The organism is Lacipirellula limnantheis (assembly GCF_007746075.1).
Taxonomy (GTDB): Bacteria; Planctomycetota; Planctomycetia; order Pirellulales; family Lacipirellulaceae; genus Lacipirellula; species Lacipirellula limnantheis.
On record NZ_CP036339.1, the window covers coordinates 2048146 to 2069403 of the forward strand.

The window sequence follows — 21258 nt, forward strand, 5'->3', positions numbered from 1 at the left end:
CATTCTGGCTTCGTCGTTCGTCATCCAAAGTTCCCTCATGTACATGCCCAGCAACGCCATTGAAGTGAAGGTCTACGACGTCGCCGCGACGATCGTGCTCAATCGTCCCGACTACGGCAACGCGCTCACGCGGTCGATGGTGCAGCAGCTGCTTGAGGCGATCGACGATCTCTACCTTGAAAAGCGGGTGCGGGCGATCATTATCACCGGCGCGGGCGACAGCTTTTCGCTCGGCGCCGACGTCGGCGAAATGCAGACGAGTCAAGAGTCGGAGACCCCCGAAGCGGATTGGGGCGCCGACGCGGCCGACTTTCGCGACCTCGTCGTGCGGATGATGGAGATCACCAAGCCGATCATCGCGGCGGTGAACGGACCAGCAATGTCCGCAGGAGCGGCGCTCGTCGCGGCGTCCGACATTGTGGTGGCGAGCGCCAACGCGACGTTCGCCCTACCCGACGTCCGGCACGGCATGGTCGCCGGATTGGCGACGCCGCTCGTCGCCTTCCGCGTCGGTGCTGGGCAGGCGGCGCGGCTGGCGCTCAGCGGAGCGACGATCGACGCCAGCGAGGCCCAGCGCATCGGCCTGTTCCACGAGTTGACTGCCGCCGAGTTCGTTTGGGCGCGTGCGATGGAGCTCGCGAAGGCATGCGCTGCTGGAGCGCCAGAAGCGATGCAGCTAACAAAACGACTGATCAACGAAACGCTCGGCGAGGAGCTCGCGACGCAGCTCTCGTCCGGAGCCGCGATGGCCGCGACGGCGCGCACGACGGAAGCAGCGGGGGAAGGGATCGCGGCGCTCCTCGAAGGCCGGCAACCGGTGTGGAAATAGCCCCGGGCTCCGCCCCGGGGGTCGGTCGCCACACTGGCAGACGTCGCCCCGAGTTACGCTACCCCCGGGCGGAGCCCGGGGCTGTAAAGAATCTTTTCAATTCATTTGACAACTCGACAACCTGACCTAGATTTCAGTTGCCGGTGACGAGTTGCTGACGTTCGCCGGCCACGCCGTGGTCGTCTGGCCCTTCCTTCGACGCGGCGCCTGCACTTATCTCGCTACTTATCTCGCCTCGTTATTTTCCTCCTGCGAGCGTCGAATCACGCGGCTGTTGCCGGAGGCGATTCGACGCAACAATCCCTGTCAGGTCAGGCCGTCGGCGTGCGTGCGCGGGTTCACCCCACGTCCCGCTGCTGCGCACGCCGGCGGCCCGGCGCGTGAGTTTCCATCGATTGGCTGATTCGTGATCGCTGACGCGACGCTTGTTACCTCGACGGAAGCGTTTTCCTTTCTGAGTGAAGCGAAGAATCTAGAGATCATGGCGCATCGCCGCGCTCGTTAGTACTCGGGTTCTGCTCGAGGAGAGCGGGGGCATGGCGGCCGATGAGGCCCGATCGGCTTGCGGCTCTGACCGCAGGCGGGAAGGCAGGCGGGGTCAGCCGAGTGCTGGCCATCGTCGCTCTAGATCCTTCGCTGCGCTCAGAATGAAGCGCGAGCGGCGTTTCACGACGACCCCAACGGGGAAAGTCCGGACCAAGCAGCGTTTGGCGCCCTCCAACGTCTGGCCGGGCTTTTCCTTCCACCTGCCTGAGGCGCGGCGGTGCGCGGCGTTGGCCGCGCCCGCCGCCTCAGGCTATTTTTTTGTCGTGCCCATAAGACTGTTTCGGGCACTGGGATGCGGCGAGCGCCCACCGCAAATAGCGCAGGCTCGCGGTGCGCTCCCCCGGCTCCGCGATCAGCAAGGGGGTGGATGAGCCGTCTGCTAGCGCGTATGCAGGCATTTGTCGAGCGGTGTGGCCCTGCCGAGTCTTGCGATCCCCCACTGGCGTCGCCCGCGAAAAGTCCATAAAATGCTGGGCTACCTAGGCCGCCGACACGGCAGGTGTCGCGCTGGCGACCCGGGAATCAAAGAGTTTTTTGCGTTGAGATAGCAGGTAACGTCATGGCGAAGACCGGCAAGCGGAAGAAAAAAGTGGAAACCGTATTCCTCGTGTGCGAGGAGACGGGCGATTACAACTACACGCTCCGCCGTAAAACCGGGGGCGAAAAGTTGAAGCTCAGCAAATTCTGCCCCCGCTTGCGCAAGCACACGATGCATATCGAGAAGAAGAAGTAGTTTTCTTCGTGCGTCACGTTTCTTTCGCCGGCGGTCAAACCCTGGGTTTGCCGCTCAGGCGGGTTGCTGCCCCGCGACTGGCGGGGTCAACCCTTGTGGCTGAGCAGGCGGAGCCTTGTCCATGCCCAAACACTGGCGCCTTGCCCCGCACGATCCGGCCCGCATCGCCGACTTGGAGCGGGCCGCCGGGGTGCCGACCGTCGTCGCCCAGTTGCTGCTAGCTCGCGGCATCCACGACCCGAACGCTGTGCGGCTCTTCCTGGAGCCGAAGCTCAACGGGCTCCGCGACCCCGAGTTGTTGCCGGGCGCCTCGCACGCGGCAGACCTCCTCTACTCAGCACTGCGCGCGAAGCGGCGAATCACCATCTACGGCGATTACGACGCCGACGGGATGACCGCCACGTCGATCCTGCTTCGCTGCCTGCGGCTACTCGACGCGAACGTCGATTTCTACGTGCCGCACCGGATTGACGAAGGCTACGGTCTGAACCTCGAGGCGATCGCCAAGCTCGCCGAGCAAGGCGCCGACGTGGTGGTGACGGTCGATTGCGGCATTTGCAGCGTCGCCGAGGCTCACTTGGCGGCTCAACTCGGCTTGACGCTAATTGTGACCGACCATCACCAGATGGACGACGTGTTGCCCGCGGCGGCGGCGCTGGTTCACCCGGCGCTCCCAGGAAGCGACTATCCCTTCACGGGGCTGTGCGGCGCCGCCGTGGCGTTCAAGCTCGCCTGGGCCCTCTGCCAACGGGTTGCGGAAAACAAAAAAGTCAGCGAACGGATGCGCCTCTTCTTGCTGCAAGCGGTGGGCCTGGCCGCCATCGGCACCGTGGCTGACGTGGTGCCGCTGATCGACGAAAATCGGATCCTCGTGCGGCACGGTCTGCAAAGCCTCACGGCCTACCCCACGGTTGGCGCCACGGCGCTGATGCGACAGATCAAGCTGCACGAGAAACATGCCCTGGAATGCGAGGATCTCGGCTTTGCGATCGCGCCCCGGCTGAACGCGGCCGGTCGGCTGGGCCAGGCGGAACTGGGTATCGAGCTACTCACCACCGACAGCGAGGTGCGGGCCGAGAAGCTGGCCCAGTACATCGACGAACTGAATCTCGAACGCCAGTCGATGGAGCGCAGCATTCTGCGAGGCGCCGAGAAGCAGGCCCGCGAGCGGTTTGACCCCGCCCGTGATGCGGCCCTCGTGCTCGCCGATTCCGATTGGCACCCCGGCATCATCGGCATCGTCGCCGGTCGGATTGCCGACAAGCTTCATCGACCGACGGTGGTGGTCGCGCTCGACAAGCTGGGCGTCAAGCCCGGCATCGGCTCAGCCCGGAGCGTTCCGGGGTTCAATCTGCATGCCGCACTCGCCGAGTGCAGCGAATTGCTGGCCAGCCACGGCGGGCATGCGGCGGCGGCCGGCTTGAAAGTGACCGAAGCCAACTTACCCGACTTTCGCCGAAAGTTCTGCGAAATCGCAACCCGCGAGCTTGGCGGCGGCGCGGGCCTGGCCGAACTGTTCGTCGACGCCGAAACAGCACTCCACTGCCTCACGCAGCGCACCGTGCAGCAGATCGAAAGCCTGGCTCCGTTCGGCCACGGCAACTTGCGGCCGGTGCTGTGCGCCAGTAACGTCCGGCTCGCGGAACGGCCAAAACGCATCGGCGGGGCCGGGCGGCATCTCTCGATGACGTTCGATCAGGAAGGGGTGAAGATCCGCGCCGTGGCCTTCGGCGGCGGCGACTGGGAGGATGAACTAGCGGCGATCGACGGCGAACTATCGATCGCCTTTCGGCCGGTGATCAACCGCTATCGCGGGCGGTCGTCGGTGGAAATTCACCTTGCCGACTGGCGCCTCGACAGCGGCCCCAACGGCGCCAGCTAGTCATTCTGAGCGGAGCGAAGCATCTGGCTTCCCCATCGAGCTTCCAGATCCGTCGCTCTGCTCAGGATGACGGCGCACAGAGATCGGCATGGGATGCTATCACCCTCGCCACGCGCCTCCGCGTGACAAATTGCGATCGACGTTTACGCCCAGCGCCAGCTTTCGTATGCTCCTCACCCGTCTAAGTCCGTGTTCCCCGCGCTGTTCGGAAGGGAGTTCCTCCATGGCTCGCCATTTCTTCGGCTGGTCGTTCGCCATCGTCGCCACATGGTTGCTGCAGGTCGCAGCCAATTCGCCTGTCGCGACAGGGCAAGAATTCCGCATTGAAACGGAAGTCTACGTCGGCGAAGAGCCGGAGCCGGTGAGCCACACGGTGACGTTGTTTGAAAAGGCGGCCGTTTACGAATTCATGGACAACCCGCAGCAGATTATCGTCTACCGCCAAGGCCAAGAAGGCAAATCGGGCCAGTTCATCCTGCTCGACACCGTGCGCGAACGGCGGACCGACGTTGAAGTCGACCGCGTCGAAAAGCTGATGCACAAGATGACCGACTGGGCGGCCGAGCACAAAGATCCGCTGCTGAAATTCGCCGCTAAGCCGACGTTTGAAGAGTCATTCGACGCCGAGACCGGCAGCCTGACGCTGGCCAACAAAGAGTGGACCTATCGCGCCGCGACGATCAAGGCCGAGGATACGGCAAAGCTCAACCGGTACCGCGAATTCACCGACCGTTACGCCGAGCTCTCGGCAATGATGTTCAATTCTCCCCCGCCCGGCCCGCGCCTCGCGCTTGATGCTGCGTTCGCCCGGCATGGCGTCGTGCCGGTGGAAATCAAGCGAACCCTCGGCGGCGACGAAAAGAACGTCGTGAAAGCGACCCACATGTTCTACTGGCAGCTATCGCGCGAAGACCGCCGCCGGCTCGACGAGGCGCAGGCTCACCTGGCGAACTTCAAGAAGGTCGACAACGAGCAGTTTATTGCCGCCAAGACGGGTAAGGACGTGGTTCGCGGGCAATCGAAGTAGGCCGCGGAACCTAGATCGCTGCTCGAATCGTCGTAGCGAGGCTTGCAGCCCCGGGCTCCGCCCGGGGGTCGGTTTCCACGCCGTTAGACATCGTCGTTCGAGATCGAAACGCAAATCGAATCCTGAAGGGATTCAATCTTTCAGCCCAGGGTTGATTGCAAGGCAATCTACCCTGGGTCGCCAGCCGAATGAATTCGCACAACCGTGCAAGGGTTGAATCAGAGGCGGCTAATCGATGATTCAACCCCTACAGGGTTGTGGTCGCCAATTTCCACTAACCCAGGGTAGTCGGCTTTGCCGACAACCCTGGGCTGAATGATGCAACGCTTTCAGCGTACAAAACTCGGCGCAGCTCGCTACGCCCGCACCAGCGTATGAAACGCCTCGGTCAATTCCTTCGTCATCGGACCCGGTTTGCCGCTGCCGATGACGCGGTCGTCGACCTTCACGACCGGAATGATTTCGGCGGCTGTGCCAGTGAGGAAGCACTCGTCAGCGACGTAGACATCGTGCTTGGTGATCGCTGACTCCGATGACTGGATGCCTGCTTCGGACGCCAAGTCCAGCACTGCGTTACGGGTGACCCCTTCGAGAATGCCGGCGTCGAGCGGCGGCGTGTAGAGCTTGCCCTTCTTCACGAGGAAAATATTGTCGCCCGTGCACTCGGCGACTTCGCCCTTATGGTTGAGCATCAGGGCCTCGACGCAGCCCGCCTTCAACCCCTCGATCTTGGCGAGGATGTTGTTGAGGTAGTTGAGCGATTTGATTCGCGGGCTCAGTGCCGCCGGATGATTGCGGATGACGCTGGAGGTGATCAGCTCCAGCCCGTTCTCGTAGAACTCCTTCGGGTAGAGGCTAATCGAGTCGGCGATAATAATGATCTGCGGGTCGCTGCAGCGATTGGGATCGAGCCCCAGCGTGCCGGCGCCGCGGGTGATCACGGCACGGATGTACCCGTCCTTAATCCCATTGGCGGCGACCGTGTCGTCGATCGCCTTGGCCATCTCGGGCTGCGACATCGGCACGCTCAGCCGAATGGCGAGCGCCGACTCGAACAGCCGACGGACATGCTCGTCGAGCTTGAAGACCTTGCCGTTGTACGCCCGAAGACCTTCGAAAACGCCATCGCCGTAGAGCAGCCCATGATCGAAGACGCTGACGGTCGCCTGCTCGGCGGGAACGAGTTTGCCGTTGATGTAGACCTGTCGTGACATCTTCGATTGTTTCACCGCAGAGGGCGCGGAGGACGCAGAGAGTCTGGACATGAGAATTGCTCTGGGGATCGAACGGCATGTATTCTCAGGAGAAATTTCTCGCTCCCAAGGTTCGCCGCTCAGGCCATTTTCTCGGCGTACTCTGCGTTCTCCGCGGTGATTATTGGGCGAGGTTGACGGGGCCATCAGCCCTGGGCAATCCGGCCTTCGACAAGCTTCACCGTCCGGTCGGCCTGCCCGGCGATCCAGGGGTCGTGGGTCACCATGACTATAGTGAGCTTTTCGCGGTCGTTCAACTCGGCGAGCATCCGCATAATCGACTCCCCGCTGGCTCGATCGAGATTCCCAGTAGGCTCATCGGCGAATAGCAACTTCGGCTTCAGCATGAGCGCCCGCGCGACGGCCGCGCGCTGCATTTCTCCGCCGGATAGTTCGCGCGGCTTGTGCTTCGCGCGGTGACCGATGCCGACCATTTCGAGCAGTTCGTATGCCCGACGCCGGTAAGCGGCTCGATTTCGCAGGTATCCGAGCACTCCTCCGGCAATCATCGCTGGCGCCAGGACGTTCTCGAGCGCCGTCATCTCCGGCAGCAGGTGATAAAACTGAAACACCATCCCAAAGTGGCGGTTGCGCAGCATGTCGCGGGCCGCCGAGGGAATGTTGTCAATGCGGTGATGGTCGAACCGGATTTCGCCCGCATCTGGCTGATCGAGCGTGGCAAGCAAGTGCATCAGCGTACTCTTGCCGCTGCCGCTTTGGCCCACGATGGCCAAGAACTCGCCACGTTCGACAAACAAACTAATTCCTTGCAAGACGGGGATGCCGATGTTCCCCTTGCGATAACTCTTGAAAAGCTCGCGGCAGGCGAGTTGAATCGAGACCTCTTCGAGCACCGGCGTCAATTCCAGCTCCTGGCGTGATCGCGCCGCGTGGTCGGCGAGAGTGAGGACGCCATTGCTGCGCGGACTCGCCAGCGGCGCATCGGCTGCGCGACGCGGCGTAATCCACCCAGGAGAAGCAGACGTCGATTGAAGAGGTTGGCGACTCATGCGATGTCTCGATCGTTCGAGGCGACGAAGTGAATTCTGTACGTCTACTCAAATCGCAGTGCGCGGACCGGATGGAGCGACGCGGCGCGTATGGCGGGGATAATGCTCGACAAAATGGCGATGCCCATTGCTCCACTAGCGATACAGATGACAGTCACTGGCTCAATGATCGTTGGGATTTTGTAGAAGTAATAGACCGACGGATCGAATACCGGCTGACCTGTGAGCCAACCCAGAAAGTCGGCGACCTCATTGATGTTCTTAACGAAGATGATCCCGCCGATGGTGCCGACTCCCGCGCCAACGATGCCTAAGCTGAGGCCATAAGCGAGGAAAATTCCGAGAATCCCCCAGCCCGAGGCGCCGAGGGACTTCAGGATGCCAATGTCGCGCGTCTTCTCGACGACGATCATGAAGAAGATCGCCAGGATGCCGAAGCCCGCCACCGCGATGATCATGAACAGCAGCACGTTAAGGACGGCGGTTTCCATCTGCACGGCCGCGAGCAAAGCGCCCTGCTCGTCGCGCCAGGTGCTGACCTGATACAGTTGCTGCGGAAACGCCTCCTGGAGGCGATCGCGAATTGCATCAGCGTCCGCGCCGGGCTTCAGCTTGATCTGGATCGTCGTAAACTTGCCGACGCCAGTTTTCGGATCGATCATCCCCCGATCCTTCTGCAGCGCCTTCAGCGGCACGAAAGCGAAGTTCGCGTCGTACTCGCTCATTTTGCTTTCATAGAAATCGACGACAGTGTATTCCTGCCCGACGATCTCGGGCGGCATCACGGCCAGTGGAAACGCGACCTTCACGTCGTCGCCCGGCAAGCCAAGGTAGTGGTCGACGCCGTCGGGCGTGCGGAAACCGCAGATCCCGATCCCCAACACGATGCCGGTGTGTTGCTCCGTCGCCGGGTCGAAGTCGCGTCCTTCTTGCTCGCCGGAAGCGGCAGCCGCAGCCGCGAAGGGGTCCATCGTGGCGGGCGTCGCGGAGGCGTCGGCCTTGGATCCTGCATCGGCTTCGCGGAGTTCCCGCAGCCGTTTCTCGTCGGCAGCTCGTTGTTTGGCAAGCATCGCCTTGTACGAGCGATACTTCCAACCCGCGTCGCGCATTACCTCCCGCGGCTTCGCCTCCTCGGCGGGCACTTGGTGATCGAGCACATCGTACCCCTCATCCCGCAAATTAAACGACAGCTGCTTGCGGTTCTCAGGATGTTGCAGAAACTCGCCGAATTGACTCACGGAGGCGTAGGACGCCTCGTCGATGCCAATGAGCGTCACCTGCCGCGGCAGTGACTCGCCCCCCACGGTCATGTAGAGCAGTGACGGCACATGCACCGTCGGCGACATACCGACGACCACGTCGCCCACCGTCTCGCGAATCTTCGCCATATGGGCGTCGGCGTCGAGAGCCCCGTCGAGACTGCGCGTCCGGACGATCAAATCGCCGAGCATCCCGTTCAGCCGTCCCTGCATCTCGTGCGTGAACCCCGCCATGACGCTGTTGACGACGATCATCGTCGCCACGCCGAGCGTGACGCTTACGATGCAGAGCAGCGCGATATAGCGCGTGCGCAGGTAACGCCAGCAGAGGAGGAGTTTGTACATATCATGCCGTCCTTGGCGAGGAAAAACGTACTAGGGCTTTCTCTTGGAGTCCGAAACTTCGGCTGGAACTTGCGTTGACACTCGACGGTAAATGCGTCGCTGTAGTGGTCGCGGATCATCCATTCGGTAGATCTCATCGCTATGTTTTTCTAGGCATGCTGCTAATTCGACTGCCGTCGATGTGATTACTGCAGTGCCCAGCCATCCCACCCCCGGAGTGCCAACCAACTCACCGTCTTTGATCAGCCGATCGATCACTGTTTGGTCGGCTAGCCAGACGGCGATCCACTCTCCGCGACGTTCACAACGCACGGGAAGCAGGTTTCCCGGCGGAGTATTCGGGTCTTGCTTGGCTGCTTCTACCAGAACCTTTCCATTCAAAGCCGCGCACTCGGCTAGGTCTTCTTCCAAGTAGGTCACATCCCCTATTTTGAACAACCTGAATGGATTTGAGTGCGGATCGCCGCTATCTAAGTCGCGGTGCAAATACAAACCATTCGTATAGTGCTCGATTGCGATCCGACCGCCGCTGCCAAATTCGGGGTCTGACTGCTCCTCCCAGACGCCGACAATTGCCTCATCCGTAACTGCTTGGCCTACCTCGCTTAACTTATGTGTTGTAAACACACAGCCAGCCGTTAGCACAGCAAGACTGATGGCGGTGGCGATGCTGAGCAATCGCATTATCTGCGGCCTCCTTGCCGCCGCAGCCGTCATTTTTCCGGCCGCAGCACCGGGAACAAAATCACATCCCGAATCGATTGGGTCCCCGTCAGCAGCATCACAAACCGATCGATGCCAATCCCGAGCCCCCCCGCCGGCGGCATGCCGTGCCGCAGCGCGCGGATGAAATCGTGATCCATCTTCGCCATCGAATCTTCTTCGCTCATCCCCGCGAGTTGGCTGCGGAAGAGCTCTTCCTGCAGATCGGGGTCGTTCAGTTCGGTGTAGGCGTTGGCAATTTCCATCCCGCCGATGAACAGTTCGAACCGCTCCGCCACCGTCGGGTCGCTCGTCTTCCGCTTCGTCAGCGGGCAAATGCTCGCCGGGTAGTCGATCACGAAGATCGGCCCTTCGAGGGCGTCTTCGACCTTTGCCTCGAAGACGTCATTCTTGATGACGTCAGGATGCCGGCCCGCCGTTTCGATGCCCAGCTTCTTCGCCAGTGCCGCGACGGCGGCCGAATCGGTCGGATCGACGCCCGCATGCTGTTGGAACAACTCGGCGTAGGTCGCCCGCTTGAACGGCGGCCGGAAATCGACGGTCTTTCCCGCGAAATCAATGCTGTACGAAGTCGGCTTGCCGTCGCCGCCGCCGCGAATGGCGTGGATCGCCTCGCAGATGCACTCTTCGGTGAGGTCCATCATCGAACGGTAATCGCCGTACGCCTGATAGACCTCGAGCATCGTGAACTCGGGGTTATGCTTGGGGCTAATACCCTCATTCCGATAGACGCGGCCCAGTTCGTACACGCGCTCGACGCCGCCGACCAAGAGTCGCTTCAGGTGCAACTCCAGCGCGATTCGCATAAACAGATCGAGGTCGAGCGTGTTGTGATGCGTTGTGAACGGCCGCGCGGCGGCGCCGCCGGCAATCGTGTGGAGCGTCGGCCCTTCGACCTCAACGAACCCGCGATCACCGAGCGTCTTGCGAATCGACGACACGATCCGCGTCCGATCGAGAAACCGGTCGAGGACCCCTTCGTTGTAGGTCAGGTCGAGATACCGCTGGCGCGTCCGTAACTCGGCGTCTTGCAGGCCGCTATGTTTTTCTGGCGGAGTTTCGATCGACTTGGTCAAGATATGGAGCCGCTCAGCGAAGATCGACAATTCGCCTGTCTTGGTGCGCTTGAGCGTCCCGTCCACCCCGATGATGTCACCGAGGTCGAAGCATTGAGCCAGCTCCCAGCTATCGCCGACCTGATCGCGGCCGATGAAGAGCTGCACCTGGCCCGTCATGTCGCGGATGTCGATGAACAGCAGCTTCCCTTTGTCGCGCGACAGGATGATGCGACCCGCGGCGCGAACTTGCGGGCCGACGATCTCGCCGGGGCCTTGCTCTGCGAGCCAAGGGCGGAACGCGGCACGCTCCTCCTCGGTCTCCAGCGACGGCAAGGTGATGTTCGCCCCGTCCGCCTTGCGGTAGACGATCTCGCCCGCGCGACCGCGGATCTCGCCGATGAGTTGACGATCGTCGAACCGCGTGCCCCACGGATCGTGGCCCAGCTCGATGATGCGCGCCAATTTGGCGCGGCGGGCCGCCTCGAGAAACGATTGGTCGCGGGAGGTCTGGTCGTCGCTGGGACTTGGTTGATCGGTCATCGATGGGGCGGCGAGCGTCATGAAAAAATGCGAAGTCGGAGCTCGAGGGCAAGCCCGCTGCACGGCTGGAATTGCACTAAGGTCAAGAGTGGAAAGATTTTAGTGAAGATCAGCAAGGGGTCAACGCCACTCCGGCCGACAGCAAGCGTCCGCGAGGCGCCGCGATCGCTCCAACGCCCCCGAGCAGCTCGCGGGACCCAAATCGGGACAACCCGTGCCGCCGGCGGCCAAACGAAAATTGACGTTCCTTGACGCCCGACCTACCATTTCTGACCTCCACCTGGCCGCCACCGGCCCCATTGGGAAGAGGCCACGGAGAGAGATTGATGGAAGAGCATAATCCTGCTGGCGCACGACCGCGACGAATTCGACTGATCGCCGCGGCGGCAATCGCCGTGCTAGCGGTGGCAGCGGTGGCCGGCGTCGTTGCGTTTCGCGCGACGCAAGCGGTCGACCCGTTCTATGCCGCCGCAGTCGCCGCGAAGCCCGCCGAATCGCGCGAAGCTGGCCAGCGGATGGAGAATCGCGTCGCCGATCTCGTCGACCAGGCGGAAACCACCGGACGCTGGCAGTCGATCTTTAGCGACGCCGAAGTCAACGGCTGGCTTGCAACCATCCTCCAGGAGAAGTACCCGACGCTGCTCCCGCCAGAAGTCGTCGACCCCCGCGTCTCGTTCCAGGACTGGCGCTGCCACATCGGCTACCGCTACGAAGGGGAGAAGTTCCAGGCCGTGGTGACGATCGAAGGCGAACCGTTCATGGCCAGCCACGATGTCGCGGGGTTACGCCTGCGAAAGGCCCGCATCGGCGTGCTGCCGTTGCCGCTGAGCCGGGTGATTGAGCACATCAATCGCGGGGCCGACGACCTGCAGATCGCGGTCAAGTGGATTGAGCACGAAGGGGATCCGGTGATGCTAGTCGGGGTCACCAATGCCCTCTCCACCGACCACGAAGTCCGCCGCCTGGAGGAGATCGAACTTCGCCAGGGGGAACTATCGCTGGCCGGCACGGCGACGCCGCGGCGAGGTAGCGGCATTTCGCAGCGCGCTCGAGCAGCGGCCAATGCAGCTGCCGCTGCCGCCGCCGCGGCTGCAGTGCAATAGCTTGCGGACAAATTGCGGCGTCGCCTGGAGTCGATCGCAGCGTCGACGCTACCCGCCGACGTAGCGTGCATGCACCACGCGAGCCTCCGCGACGTCGTCGGTGCCGCCGACAATCGCCCGCCCGTCGGCAAACACGGTGATCCGGTACTTCTCAACTTCGAGCCGCAGCAGGTAAGGATTCGCGAAGACCTTGCCGACCGCCGCGAGTTTCGCCGCGAGTTGAGCCAGCGACGTCGGCTCGCCTCCGGACGAAGCGAGCTGGACGGCGTTGCGTCCGCACAACGCAATCGCGGCGGCCCCGCGGCGGCCATCCAGCCACGGGAAATCGCGCTCGACGCACGTACGGCACCGCGGTTCGCCTGTCGCCCGTGAGATGCCGATCGTGCGGAGCTGGTTGCTCCAGAGATCAACCACCGCCAACCGCCGACTGACCGCTTCGCGATGGCCGCTTAAAATCTTCAGCGCCTCGGCCGACTGCAACGCGGCGATGGTCGCGACGATGGGTCCGATGACGCCGGCCGTTTCGCATGTCGGCTGAAGTTCCGCCGGCGGGGGCTCGGGCAGCAGGCAACTGAGGCAAGCCGTCTCGCCCGGCAGGATGGCCAACATCTGCCCCTCGGCCCCGACGCACCCACCAAAAACCCAGGGGACATTGTTCGCGACGGCGTAATCGTTCAGCAGATAACGAGTTTCAAAATTATCCGTCCCGTCAACAATCGCATCGACGCGTGCGGCTAACCGCGCGATATTCGCCACCGTCACGTCGGCCACTTCGGCTTCGATCTCAATTTCGGAGTTGATTTGCCGTAACCGTCGCGCCGCGGCGACCGCTTTGGGCAACTCCTCCGCCACGTCCCGCTCGTCGAAGAGGATCTGGCGGTGGAGATTGTCGCGTTCCAGAAAATCGCGATCGACGATCCGCACGCGCCCCACTCCCGCGCGCACGAGTTGGTCGGCAATGACGCTGCCCAGGGCGCCGCAGCCGCAAACCAGGACGCTCGACGATCGCAGACGACGTTGTCCCTCTTCGCCTAGCGGCGCGAACCGCATTTGACGGCGATAACGTTCAAACGGTGAAGTCTCGGCATCCATAACGCGTCCGTCATCTGGCGACGAAGTATCCGGCCAGATCGAATTCCGGCGCCAGATCGGCCTGCAGCCGATCACAGCCCGCCCTAGCCTCAACAAAGTCAGCGTAAGTTGCCCCGCGGCGAACCGCAACGACCGGCCGACCGCAACTTGCCATCCACCTCGGCGGCCTCTCGCCGCGCTCAACTATCGCCACAGCGACGTTGCAGTCAGCGGCGATGGCATCCGTATCAGTCACGTTGGACGAGTCGAACCGCCGAGCTACTAGCAACGGGCATTCCATCCCCCGAGCGCTCACTCCCTCCAGCTGGTCGCCGCGCAGCAGCACCGCCGCCGCCGCCGGCCGCCACGAGAATCGAGCGATGACGTGCGCGAGCTCGCCGGCAATCGCCGTGGCGTCAACCAGCGTGAACACGCCCCAACGCGACGCGGCTACCAGGCTCGCGTCGTCAACGGAGCGGAGAACAATGGCCGCCTCCGCCGAATGAGCTTCTTGAGTCTCCTGATCGCTCAACGTCAGCGTCGCCGCTCCTCGCAGGACGACTCGCTTGCCGCCCAAACGCAGGTTCGGCCCGTGCACTGACAAGTTCCGCAGGCCGAGCGTGTGGACTCGGCCATCGCTCGCTGCGTCGACGCGGCGCAGCTCGTATAAAAACGGAAGCTCCGGCGACCAATAGCATGGCTCGGTCACCAAAAACTCAACGGCGCCCCTTTCAGTCGCGCTCCCGCGGAAGGTCGATGCCAGCGTCCGCGCGTACTCGCACCGGGGACCGTACAGTTCCCACGTTCCCTCCAAATCAACCGCGTCGCGAATCGGCGCCAGCGTCACCCGCACGCTCGACTCGGTTGGTTCGCGCAGCCTGATGCTCACTCCCTCAATCATCCGCTTCAGTCGCGACGCGCGCCAACTCCTCCGCCAGGAACGGGCCGGTGATCGAGTCAGGGTTGCGGGCCACTTCCTCGGGCGTGCCTACCGCCACGACGCGGCCGCCCATTTCCGCCGGGCCGGGACCAACGTCGATGATGTAATCGGCCGCCCGCATCATCTGCAGGTTATGTTCCACGACAATCAACGAGTGGCCCATCGCCACCAGCGAATCGAAGCACTCGATCAGCTGCATCACGTCCGAGAAGTGGAGCCCGGTCGTCGGTTCATCGAGAACGAACAGCGTTCGCCCGCGCCGAGCCGCCGACACATAGTTTGCCAGCTTGAGCCGTTGCGACTCTCCGCCGCTCAGCGTGTTGGCCGGCTGGCCGAGACGTAGGTAATCGAGCCCCACATCGATCAAGCATTTCAACCGCGCGAGCACCTTCTTATGTCCGCGGAAAAAATTGAACGCCTCGCGCACGGAGAGATTGAGCACGTCGGCAATGCTCAGGCCGCGATACTTCACCTCCAGCACCTCGCGGCGATACCGCGCGCCGTGACACTCTGGGCACTTCATGTACACGTCGGCCATGAAGCGCATGTCGATCTTCTTGTAACCATCGCCTTGGCACGCCTCGCAGCGTCCCTCTTCGGCGTTGAAGCTGAAATGGCCCGCCTTGAACGATCGCGCTTTGGCCTCTGTCGTTTCGGCGAACAGCAGACGGATGGGGTCGAACGCCTTCACATAGGTGACGGGGTTCGACCGTGGCGTCCGGCCGATCGGACTCTGATCGACGCGCAGCGCGTCTTCCACCTGCCCGGCGCCGATGAGGTCGTCGAATTCCGCCGGCTTCTCGGCTTCGATCCGCAGCTTTTGGGCGACCGCGGGGAAGAGCGTCTGCTGCACCAAGGTGCTCTTACCGGCGCCGCTGACGCCCGTGACGACGCACAGTAGCCCCAAGGGAAACTCGACAGAAACGTTTTGCAGGTTGTTGCCGCGAGCGCCGACGAGCTTGAGCCAGCCATGCGTCGCCGGCCGCCGCGACCCTCGATCGGCGCCGATGCGTCGCCCGGCGAGCCACTCGCCCGTGCGGCTTTCGGGATGCTCCAGCATCTCGGCCGGGGAACCTTGAAAAATTACCTTGCCGCCAAACTCGCCGGCGCCAGGGCCCATTTCGACCACATGTTCGGCCGCTTGAATCAGCGAAGGTTCGTGTTCGACAAGCGCCACGGTGTTGCCGCGCCCGCACAGGCCGCGCACCGCTTCCACGAGCCGCGGTAGGTCGGCAGGATGCAGTCCCGCCGACGGTTCGTCGAGTACATACAATATGCCGGTAAGATTCGACCCGAGCGCGGCCGTGAGCGCCACCCGCTGCGCTTCGCCGCCGCTGAGAGTTCGTAACGAACGCTCAACCGCCAAGTGGCCAACGCCGACGCGCTCCAAGTAATTCAGTCGGGCCGTCACCTGGTCGACCAGCAACTGCCCGACCGAGCGCTGCCAGTCGCTGAGCATCAGTCCGCGCAGCCAGGCAAGCGCCTCGCTGACGCGCATCGCCATCACCTCAGCAATGTTCCAGCCGCCGATCCGCACCGCCAAGGCCTCTGGCTTAAGCCGAGCGCCGCCGCAGGCGGGGCAGGGGTAGTAGCTGCGCCAGCGGCTGAGAAAGACGCGGATGTGCATCTTGTACTTCCGCCGCTCCAGCCAGTTGAAAAACCCGGTGAGCCCGCCGAATTTCTTTTCCGGAACGCCTTCGCGAATGAGCCTCAGATGCTCTTCATTCAAGTCGCGGAAAGGAACGTCGATCGGGATACCGTACTTCGGCGCTAGCGCCAGCAATTCTTCCAACTCATGGGCGTAGGCCGGCGTGTTCCACGGCGCGATCGCGCCGTCGCGCAGCGACTTCTCGGCGTCGGGCACGACCCGCTGCATGTCGACGTCGATGATGTTGCCGAATCCCTCGCAGGCCTTGCAAGCTCCGAGAGGGTTGTTGTAGTTGAGCAGCTGCGGTTCGACGTCAGGGTACTGGATGCCGCAGCGCTCGCAGCGCAGGCGATTGCTGAAACGCCGCACGGTCCACGCGCGATCGTCGAGTTGCACGGAGTCGGGAGTCTTTTGCGGTTGGCGAGGTTCCTGAGCAATGGCGTCATCCAGTCGCAAAAGACTCCCGACCCCTTCTGCGCTGGCTTCAACCCAGGCCACCGCCGCCCCGCGTCCCGCTTCCAGCGAGCTTTCGAGCGAATCACGCAGCCGCGTCGAACCGTCCGGCTGGGCGGTCACTCGATCGACGACCACCTCAATCTCTTTGAGTTCCGCCAGTCGCGGCGCTAACTCCGGCCTGATCTCCTCGGTCTTCTCCGCCAACACGCAACGGCGATAGCCGAGCGCCGCCAAGTCGCCCAGCCACTCTTCTGCATGGCGCTCTTTGCCGCGCTGCGAAACGAAGCCAAGCATCACGCGCGTGCCGCTCGGCAGACGCAGCAGTTCATCGGCCGCCGACTCCGCGGAGTCGCGTTCCACGCGTTCCCCGCACTCGTAGCAGATGACTTCGCCAATGCGGGCGAAGAGCAGTTGCAGGTGTTCATTCACTTGAGTCGAACTGCCGACGGTCGCCCGGCTGGAACGACTTACGTTTTTTCGCGCCACGGCAATCGACGGGGGAATTCCCTCGATGCTTTCCGCCGCTGGCTTGTCGAGCTGCTCCAGAAACTGCCGCGTGTAGGTCGAAAAGCTTTCGACGTACCGCCGCTGTCCCTCGGTATAGAGCGTGTCGAGCGCTAGGCTCGTCTTGCCGCTGCCGCTCACTCCGCAAAAGGCGATGAGCCGCCGATGCGGCAAGTCGAGATCGACCTGCTTGAGGTTGTGGACCGCCACCCCGCGCAGTCGAATCATCGGCGGCGAACCATGGGCATCCACGCGGTTGGTCCTCTTCCTGTCGTCGTCAGCAAGGTCTGGGCAAACCGCTCAGTGTACCGCATCGGCGCCATCGCTCGCCACCCGCCGGATACGGTACCGCCAGTAACATCCGCCTCCGGACAACGCCAATTTAGCCCTGTCGCCCGCGGCAGGCCGGAGCATCGCAACGTTCACTTTTACGCTCCCGTCGTGGTATACTTCCGGTATGGACGCATCAATCACGCAATTGCCCGTTCAGCTTCGCGATGCCCTCGACGCTCAAGGGGGCGCACCCCTTTATCTGCGGGATGACCAGACGCAAAAGGAGTACGTTCTGTTTGAACGGCACATTGTGGCGCCGGTCGACGACGATTACTTGCGGCGACTGCTGGCGGAAGCGGATGAAGATATCGCACGCGGCGACGTCGCTCCTTTCGATGCCGAAGAGATCATGCGCGAGGGGCGGCGATTGTTCGCGGAGCGGCAAGCCCGGCTAAACAAATGAGCCGCCTCTTGCGGACGCGCCAAGCTTGCATCGATCTGCAAAGGCTCTGGATTTATGTTGCCGAGCGGAACTTTCCGGCGGCCGACCGGCTCATCAAGCGATTGGAGCAGACGTTTCGTGTGCTCGAACAGCACCCGCTTGCGGGTGAGTCCGTGGAATACCTTCGCCTCAATACTCGACGAGTTACCGTCGGCTCTTATGTTGTGCTATTCGAGCCGCTGCCGGACGGCATACGGCTGCTTCGCGTCGTCCATTCATCTCGCCGTATGGAGGCCTTGTTTGAAGACGACAACTAAGACGATTGACTTTCAGAGAGACCACAGTCCCCTCTAATTATAAGATCAGTTAGCTCTCCTACATGCCCGCTAAAAAAACCTTCAACCCGTTCTATGTCCTCCTCATCCCCGCAGGGCTCGTCTTCGCGGTGACGGCGTTCGCCTACGGGTACATGGCGTTCCAGGCGGTCAACGCCATCCGCGCCGAAGCGGGCGCTCACGCCGGCCATCCGTTGTTTCAATGGCTCCGCGCCCATGGCGACGCGGCGCTGCTGATCGAGCTGGCGCTGCTGGCCGTCCTCACCGTGGCCGCGATCGCTACCGACAAACTTTGGGATCGTGCGGCGAAAGAACGCCAAGGAATTGAATGCGAAGTGAACCGCCGATGAACGCCGATAGACGCAGATAGAAGGAAAAAAGCAGGCGACATTTCGGTCCATTCGCGTTCCCGCATTCCCTTCGTGCTTCCTTCGCGTCTTTGTGCCTTCGTGGTTAATCCCCCAAGCCACCACCTAACCAATCTATCATCATGAAGATCAAACACAACGCCGAAGTCCCCCTGAACGACGTCACCATGGAAGGCGCCGCCGGCTGCAAGGTCCGCTGGCTCGTCGGCGAGGCCGACGCCGCGCCGAACTTCGCGATGCGGCAGTTCGAACTTGAACCTGGCGGCCATACGCCGCGACATTTCCATCCCTACGAGCATGAGATCTTCGTGCTGGAAGGCGATGGAGTGATCGTCGACGGCGATCAGCAGCGCCCATTACGCCCCGGCGACGTCGTCCTCGTGTCGCCCGACGACGTCCACCAGTTCCGCAACGTCGGCAGCACGCCGTTCAAAATGCTCTGCCTCATCCCTAATTCAGCGGCCGACAAGAAGGTGACGGTCGTCCCCGAGTGCGGCATCGAGAAGTAGGCTCGGTTGATCTGACGAATGCGGGGAGATTACCCACGAAAAAGACGAAAGGGAATTGCTAAAACTACACCGCTAATTGACGCTGATAGGACGCTGATGAAATGCAGTTTTCTATTCTATTAGCGTCCTATCAGCGTTCATTAGCGGTTAGGCAATCTCCGTATTTCATTTCGTGCTGCTCGTCTTTTTCGTGGTTAAAAATCTTCTCCCCGTATTCTCCAGACCCAAGTCCGCGTCACGGCTCGCGAAATCCGCCCCGTTTACGCTAAAATCCGTCGCATGCCCGACGACATTCAACAGCAACTCGACGCCCTCCGCGCCGAAATTCGCGCGCACGACCGCGCTTATTATGTCGACGCCGCGCCGACGATCAGCGATCTCGAATACGACCGCCTACTCAGTCGGCTTAAGGAACTCGAGGCCGAGCATCCCGAACTCGTCACGCCCGACAGTCCGACGCAGCGCGTCGGCGACGCGCCGATTCCTGAGTTGAACTCGGTCGTCCATCGCATCCCGATGATGTCAATGGACAACACCTACAGCCTGGAAGAACTGCAGAAATATGGCGAGCGGACCGCCAAGCTCCTCCCAGGCGAAGAGATTGCTTGGGACGTCGAACTGAAGATCGACGGCGTCGCGATCTCGATTACCTACGAAAACGGCCTCCTCATTCAGGCCGCCACGCGGGGTGACGGGCAGGTGGGCGACGACGTCACTCACAACATTCGCACGATCGGCGACATCCCGCTGCGACTAGCCGGCGACAACCCGCCCCCGGTGGTCGAAGTCCGCGGCGAAGTTTACATGAACAACACCGACTTGGCGGATATTAACGCCAGACGGCAGGAAGCGGGCCAGAAGCTCTACGCCAACACTCGCAACACGGCCGCCGGCGCCGTCCGCCTGCTCGACCCGAGGTTGGCCGCGCAACTGAAGCTCCGGTTTTTCTGCCACGGCGTTGGCTATAGCGAGGGGCTCGCGGCGGAATCGCATTCCGAGTTTCTTAAGCTCGCCAAACATTGGGGCCTGCCAGCCACGCCTCTCGTCGAGCGATTTGCGGATTTCGCCGCCGCCGTCGCGCATTGTGAGTCGCTGATCGAACGGCTTCATGATTTCGACTTCGAAGTCGACGGCCTGGTGCTCAAGGTCGACCGCTTCGACCAACGCGAACGGCTTGGCGCCACAAGTAAAGCCCCTCGTTGGCTCGTCGCCTATAAGTTCGAGAAGTATGAAGCGACGACTAAGGTGAACAACATCTTCATCACCGTCGGCAAGAGCGGTGCACTCACCCCGACGGCTGATTTGGAGCCGGTGCAGATTGCCGGAACGACAGTAAGCCGCGCTGGGCTGCACAACGTCGAAGAGATTGCCCGCAAAGACGTCCGCGTCGGCGATACCGTCGTCGTCGAGAAGGCGGGCAAGATCATCCCGCATATCGTCCGCGTCGAAAAGCACCTACGGCCCGACGACGCTGTGCCGTTCGTCTATCCGACTCACTGTCCCGAGTGCGGCAGCGAACTCGAAAAGGATGAAGGGGGCGTCTTCATCCGCTGTTTGAATCCGGCGTGTCCCGCCCAACTCGGCCAACGGCTCCTGTACTTTGCCAGCCGATCGGCGATGGATATCGAAGGCCTCGGCGAAAAGCTCGCTGAGCAACTCATCGCCGAAAAGTACGTCAATGACCTTGCCGATCTCTACGGCCTGACCGTGGAACGGCTGACGCAACTCGAACGCATGGGCGCCAAGTCGGCGCAGAATCTCGTTGACAACATCGCCGCTAGCAGGTCGCGAGGCTTGGCTCGCGTGCTGAACGCCCTATCGATTCGTCACGTCGGCGTTCGCGGCGCCGCAACGCTCGCGGGCCATTTCGGCTCGATCGACGCCATGCTGGCGGCGAGCGTCGAAGAACTCGCCGCCGTTGAGGAGATCGGCCCGATTATCGCCGCCAGCATCCACGATTTTCTCCACAACGAGGCAGGTCAGCGCGCGATTGAGCAACTGCGCGCCGCCGGCGTCGACATGACGGCGCCCAAGCGCGAACGTCCGCCCGAAGGTCCGCTCACCGGCAAAACGGTCGTCGTCACTGGGACGCTCGAAAAATACACCCGCGAAGAGATCGAAGGGCTCATCGAAGCCTACGGCGGCAAGGCCGGCAAAAGCGTCTCTAAGAAGACGGCCTATTTGGTTGCCGGCGCTGAGGCGGGCAGCAAGCTGGCGAAGGCGGAAAGCCTTGGCGTGCCGATTCTGACTGAAGGTGAATTCGAGAGCCTTATAAACGCCAAAGAATTGTGATCACGAACAATCGAATTCATTCGGCGATGACGACTGATTGCTTCGACCGGAACGTGAGACTACACTACCGTTCTTGTGTTGGCCTTGACTACAATAAGCACCATCTGGCGGA

At 62.2% G+C, this 21258-nt stretch carries 18 protein-coding genes; 10 read left to right on the forward strand and 8 right to left on the reverse strand.

Annotation, left to right across the window (positions count from 1 at the left end):
* Positions 1 to 43: 43 nt before the first annotated feature.
* The 4 genes from I41_RS08040 to I41_RS08055 all read left to right on the forward strand — a co-directional run bounded on the left by I41_RS08040 (position 44) and on the right by I41_RS08055 (position 5017).
* Positions 44 to 829: an enoyl-CoA hydratase/isomerase family protein gene (locus I41_RS08040; protein WP_246133834.1), complete on the forward strand. Its 786-nt coding sequence runs from the start codon at positions 44 to 46 to the stop codon at positions 827 to 829.
* Positions 830 to 1934: 1105 nt separating this feature from the next.
* On the forward strand, positions 1935 to 2108 hold the full coding sequence (gene rpmG / locus I41_RS08045; RefSeq protein ID WP_145432059.1) for a 50S ribosomal protein L33: 174 nt from the start codon (positions 1935 to 1937) through the stop codon (positions 2106 to 2108).
* Positions 2109 to 2229: 121 nt separating this feature from the next.
* On the forward strand, positions 2230 to 3990 hold the full coding sequence (gene recJ, locus I41_RS08050) for a single-stranded-DNA-specific exonuclease RecJ (RefSeq protein WP_145432060.1): 1761 nt from the start codon (positions 2230 to 2232) through the stop codon (positions 3988 to 3990).
* Positions 3991 to 4213: 223 nt separating this feature from the next.
* A complete protein-coding gene (locus I41_RS08055) occupies positions 4214 to 5017 on the forward strand; it encodes a hypothetical protein (RefSeq protein ID WP_145432061.1) in 804 nt (267 codons plus the stop codon).
* Positions 5018 to 5373: 356 nt separating this feature from the next.
* On the opposite strand, the gene ilvE is transcribed toward I41_RS08055, so the two are convergent.
* From ilvE to lysS, 5 genes are all read right to left on the reverse strand, one after another.
* The gene (gene ilvE, locus I41_RS08060) at positions 5374 to 6231 is read right to left on the reverse strand and encodes a branched-chain-amino-acid transaminase (protein WP_145436281.1); all 858 of its coding nucleotides are present in this window, start codon (positions 6229 to 6231) and stop codon (positions 5374 to 5376) included.
* Positions 6232 to 6416: 185 nt separating this feature from the next.
* On the reverse strand, positions 6417 to 7280 hold the full coding sequence (locus I41_RS08065) for an ABC transporter ATP-binding protein (protein ID WP_145432062.1): 864 nt from the start codon (positions 7278 to 7280) through the stop codon (positions 6417 to 6419).
* 44 nt (positions 7281 to 7324) lie between these two features.
* On the reverse strand, positions 7325 to 8884 hold the full coding sequence (locus tag I41_RS08070) for an ABC transporter permease (protein WP_145432063.1): 1560 nt from the start codon (positions 8882 to 8884) through the stop codon (positions 7325 to 7327).
* A gap of 30 nt (positions 8885 to 8914) precedes the next feature.
* Positions 8915 to 9568 carry a hypothetical protein gene (locus I41_RS08075; RefSeq protein WP_145432064.1) on the reverse strand — a complete coding sequence of 218 codons (654 nt, stop codon included), beginning with the start codon at positions 9566 to 9568 and terminating at the stop codon, positions 8915 to 8917.
* Positions 9569 to 9597: 29 nt separating this feature from the next.
* Positions 9598 to 11205 carry a lysine--tRNA ligase gene (lysS, locus tag I41_RS08080; RefSeq protein WP_145436282.1) on the reverse strand — a complete coding sequence of 536 codons (1608 nt, stop codon included), beginning with the start codon at positions 11203 to 11205 and terminating at the stop codon, positions 9598 to 9600.
* 326 nt (positions 11206 to 11531) lie between these two features.
* On the opposite strand from lysS, the gene I41_RS08085 reads away from it, so the two are divergent.
* The gene (locus tag I41_RS08085) at positions 11532 to 12308 is read left to right on the forward strand and encodes a hypothetical protein (protein WP_145432065.1); all 777 of its coding nucleotides are present in this window, start codon (positions 11532 to 11534) and stop codon (positions 12306 to 12308) included.
* A 48-nt stretch (positions 12309 to 12356) separates the two neighbouring features.
* On the opposite strand, the gene I41_RS08090 is transcribed toward I41_RS08085, so the two are convergent.
* From I41_RS08090 to uvrA, 3 genes are read right to left on the reverse strand one after another with little or no spacing between them, the layout of a single operon-like run.
* Entirely contained in the window at positions 12357 to 13358 is a 1002-nt protein-coding gene (locus I41_RS08090) for a ThiF family adenylyltransferase (protein ID WP_246133835.1), read from the reverse strand.
* 52 nt (positions 13359 to 13410) lie between these two features.
* Positions 13411 to 14268: a hypothetical protein gene (locus tag I41_RS08095; protein ID WP_145432067.1), complete on the reverse strand. Its 858-nt coding sequence runs from the start codon at positions 14266 to 14268 to the stop codon at positions 13411 to 13413.
* Between the two features lie 4 nt (positions 14269 to 14272).
* Positions 14273 to 17179: an excinuclease ABC subunit UvrA gene (gene uvrA / locus I41_RS08100; protein WP_246133836.1), complete on the reverse strand. Its 2907-nt coding sequence runs from the start codon at positions 17177 to 17179 to the stop codon at positions 14273 to 14275.
* Positions 17180 to 17384: 205 nt separating this feature from the next.
* Between uvrA and I41_RS08105 the strand changes: the two genes are divergently transcribed.
* The 5 genes from I41_RS08105 (at position 17385) to ligA (ending at position 21146) form a co-directional block, all read left to right on the forward strand.
* Positions 17385 to 17663 carry a hypothetical protein gene (locus I41_RS08105; protein ID WP_145432068.1) on the forward strand — a complete coding sequence of 93 codons (279 nt, stop codon included), beginning with the start codon at positions 17385 to 17387 and terminating at the stop codon, positions 17661 to 17663.
* Positions 17660 to 17959, forward strand: coding sequence for a type II toxin-antitoxin system RelE/ParE family toxin (locus I41_RS08110; protein ID WP_145432069.1), 300 nt, complete (start codon positions 17660 to 17662; stop codon positions 17957 to 17959). The genes I41_RS08105 and I41_RS08110 overlap by 4 nt, the downstream gene beginning before the upstream one ends.
* Positions 17960 to 18021: 62 nt before the next feature.
* Positions 18022 to 18327: a hypothetical protein gene (locus I41_RS08115; protein ID WP_145432070.1), complete on the forward strand. Its 306-nt coding sequence runs from the start codon at positions 18022 to 18024 to the stop codon at positions 18325 to 18327.
* 140 nt (positions 18328 to 18467) lie between these two features.
* Positions 18468 to 18854: a cupin domain-containing protein gene (locus I41_RS08120; protein WP_145432071.1), complete on the forward strand. Its 387-nt coding sequence runs from the start codon at positions 18468 to 18470 to the stop codon at positions 18852 to 18854.
* A gap of 279 nt (positions 18855 to 19133) precedes the next feature.
* Positions 19134 to 21146 carry an NAD-dependent DNA ligase LigA gene (ligA, locus tag I41_RS08125; protein WP_145432072.1) on the forward strand — a complete coding sequence of 671 codons (2013 nt, stop codon included), beginning with the start codon at positions 19134 to 19136 and terminating at the stop codon, positions 21144 to 21146.
* Positions 21147 to 21258 lie beyond the last annotated feature (112 nt).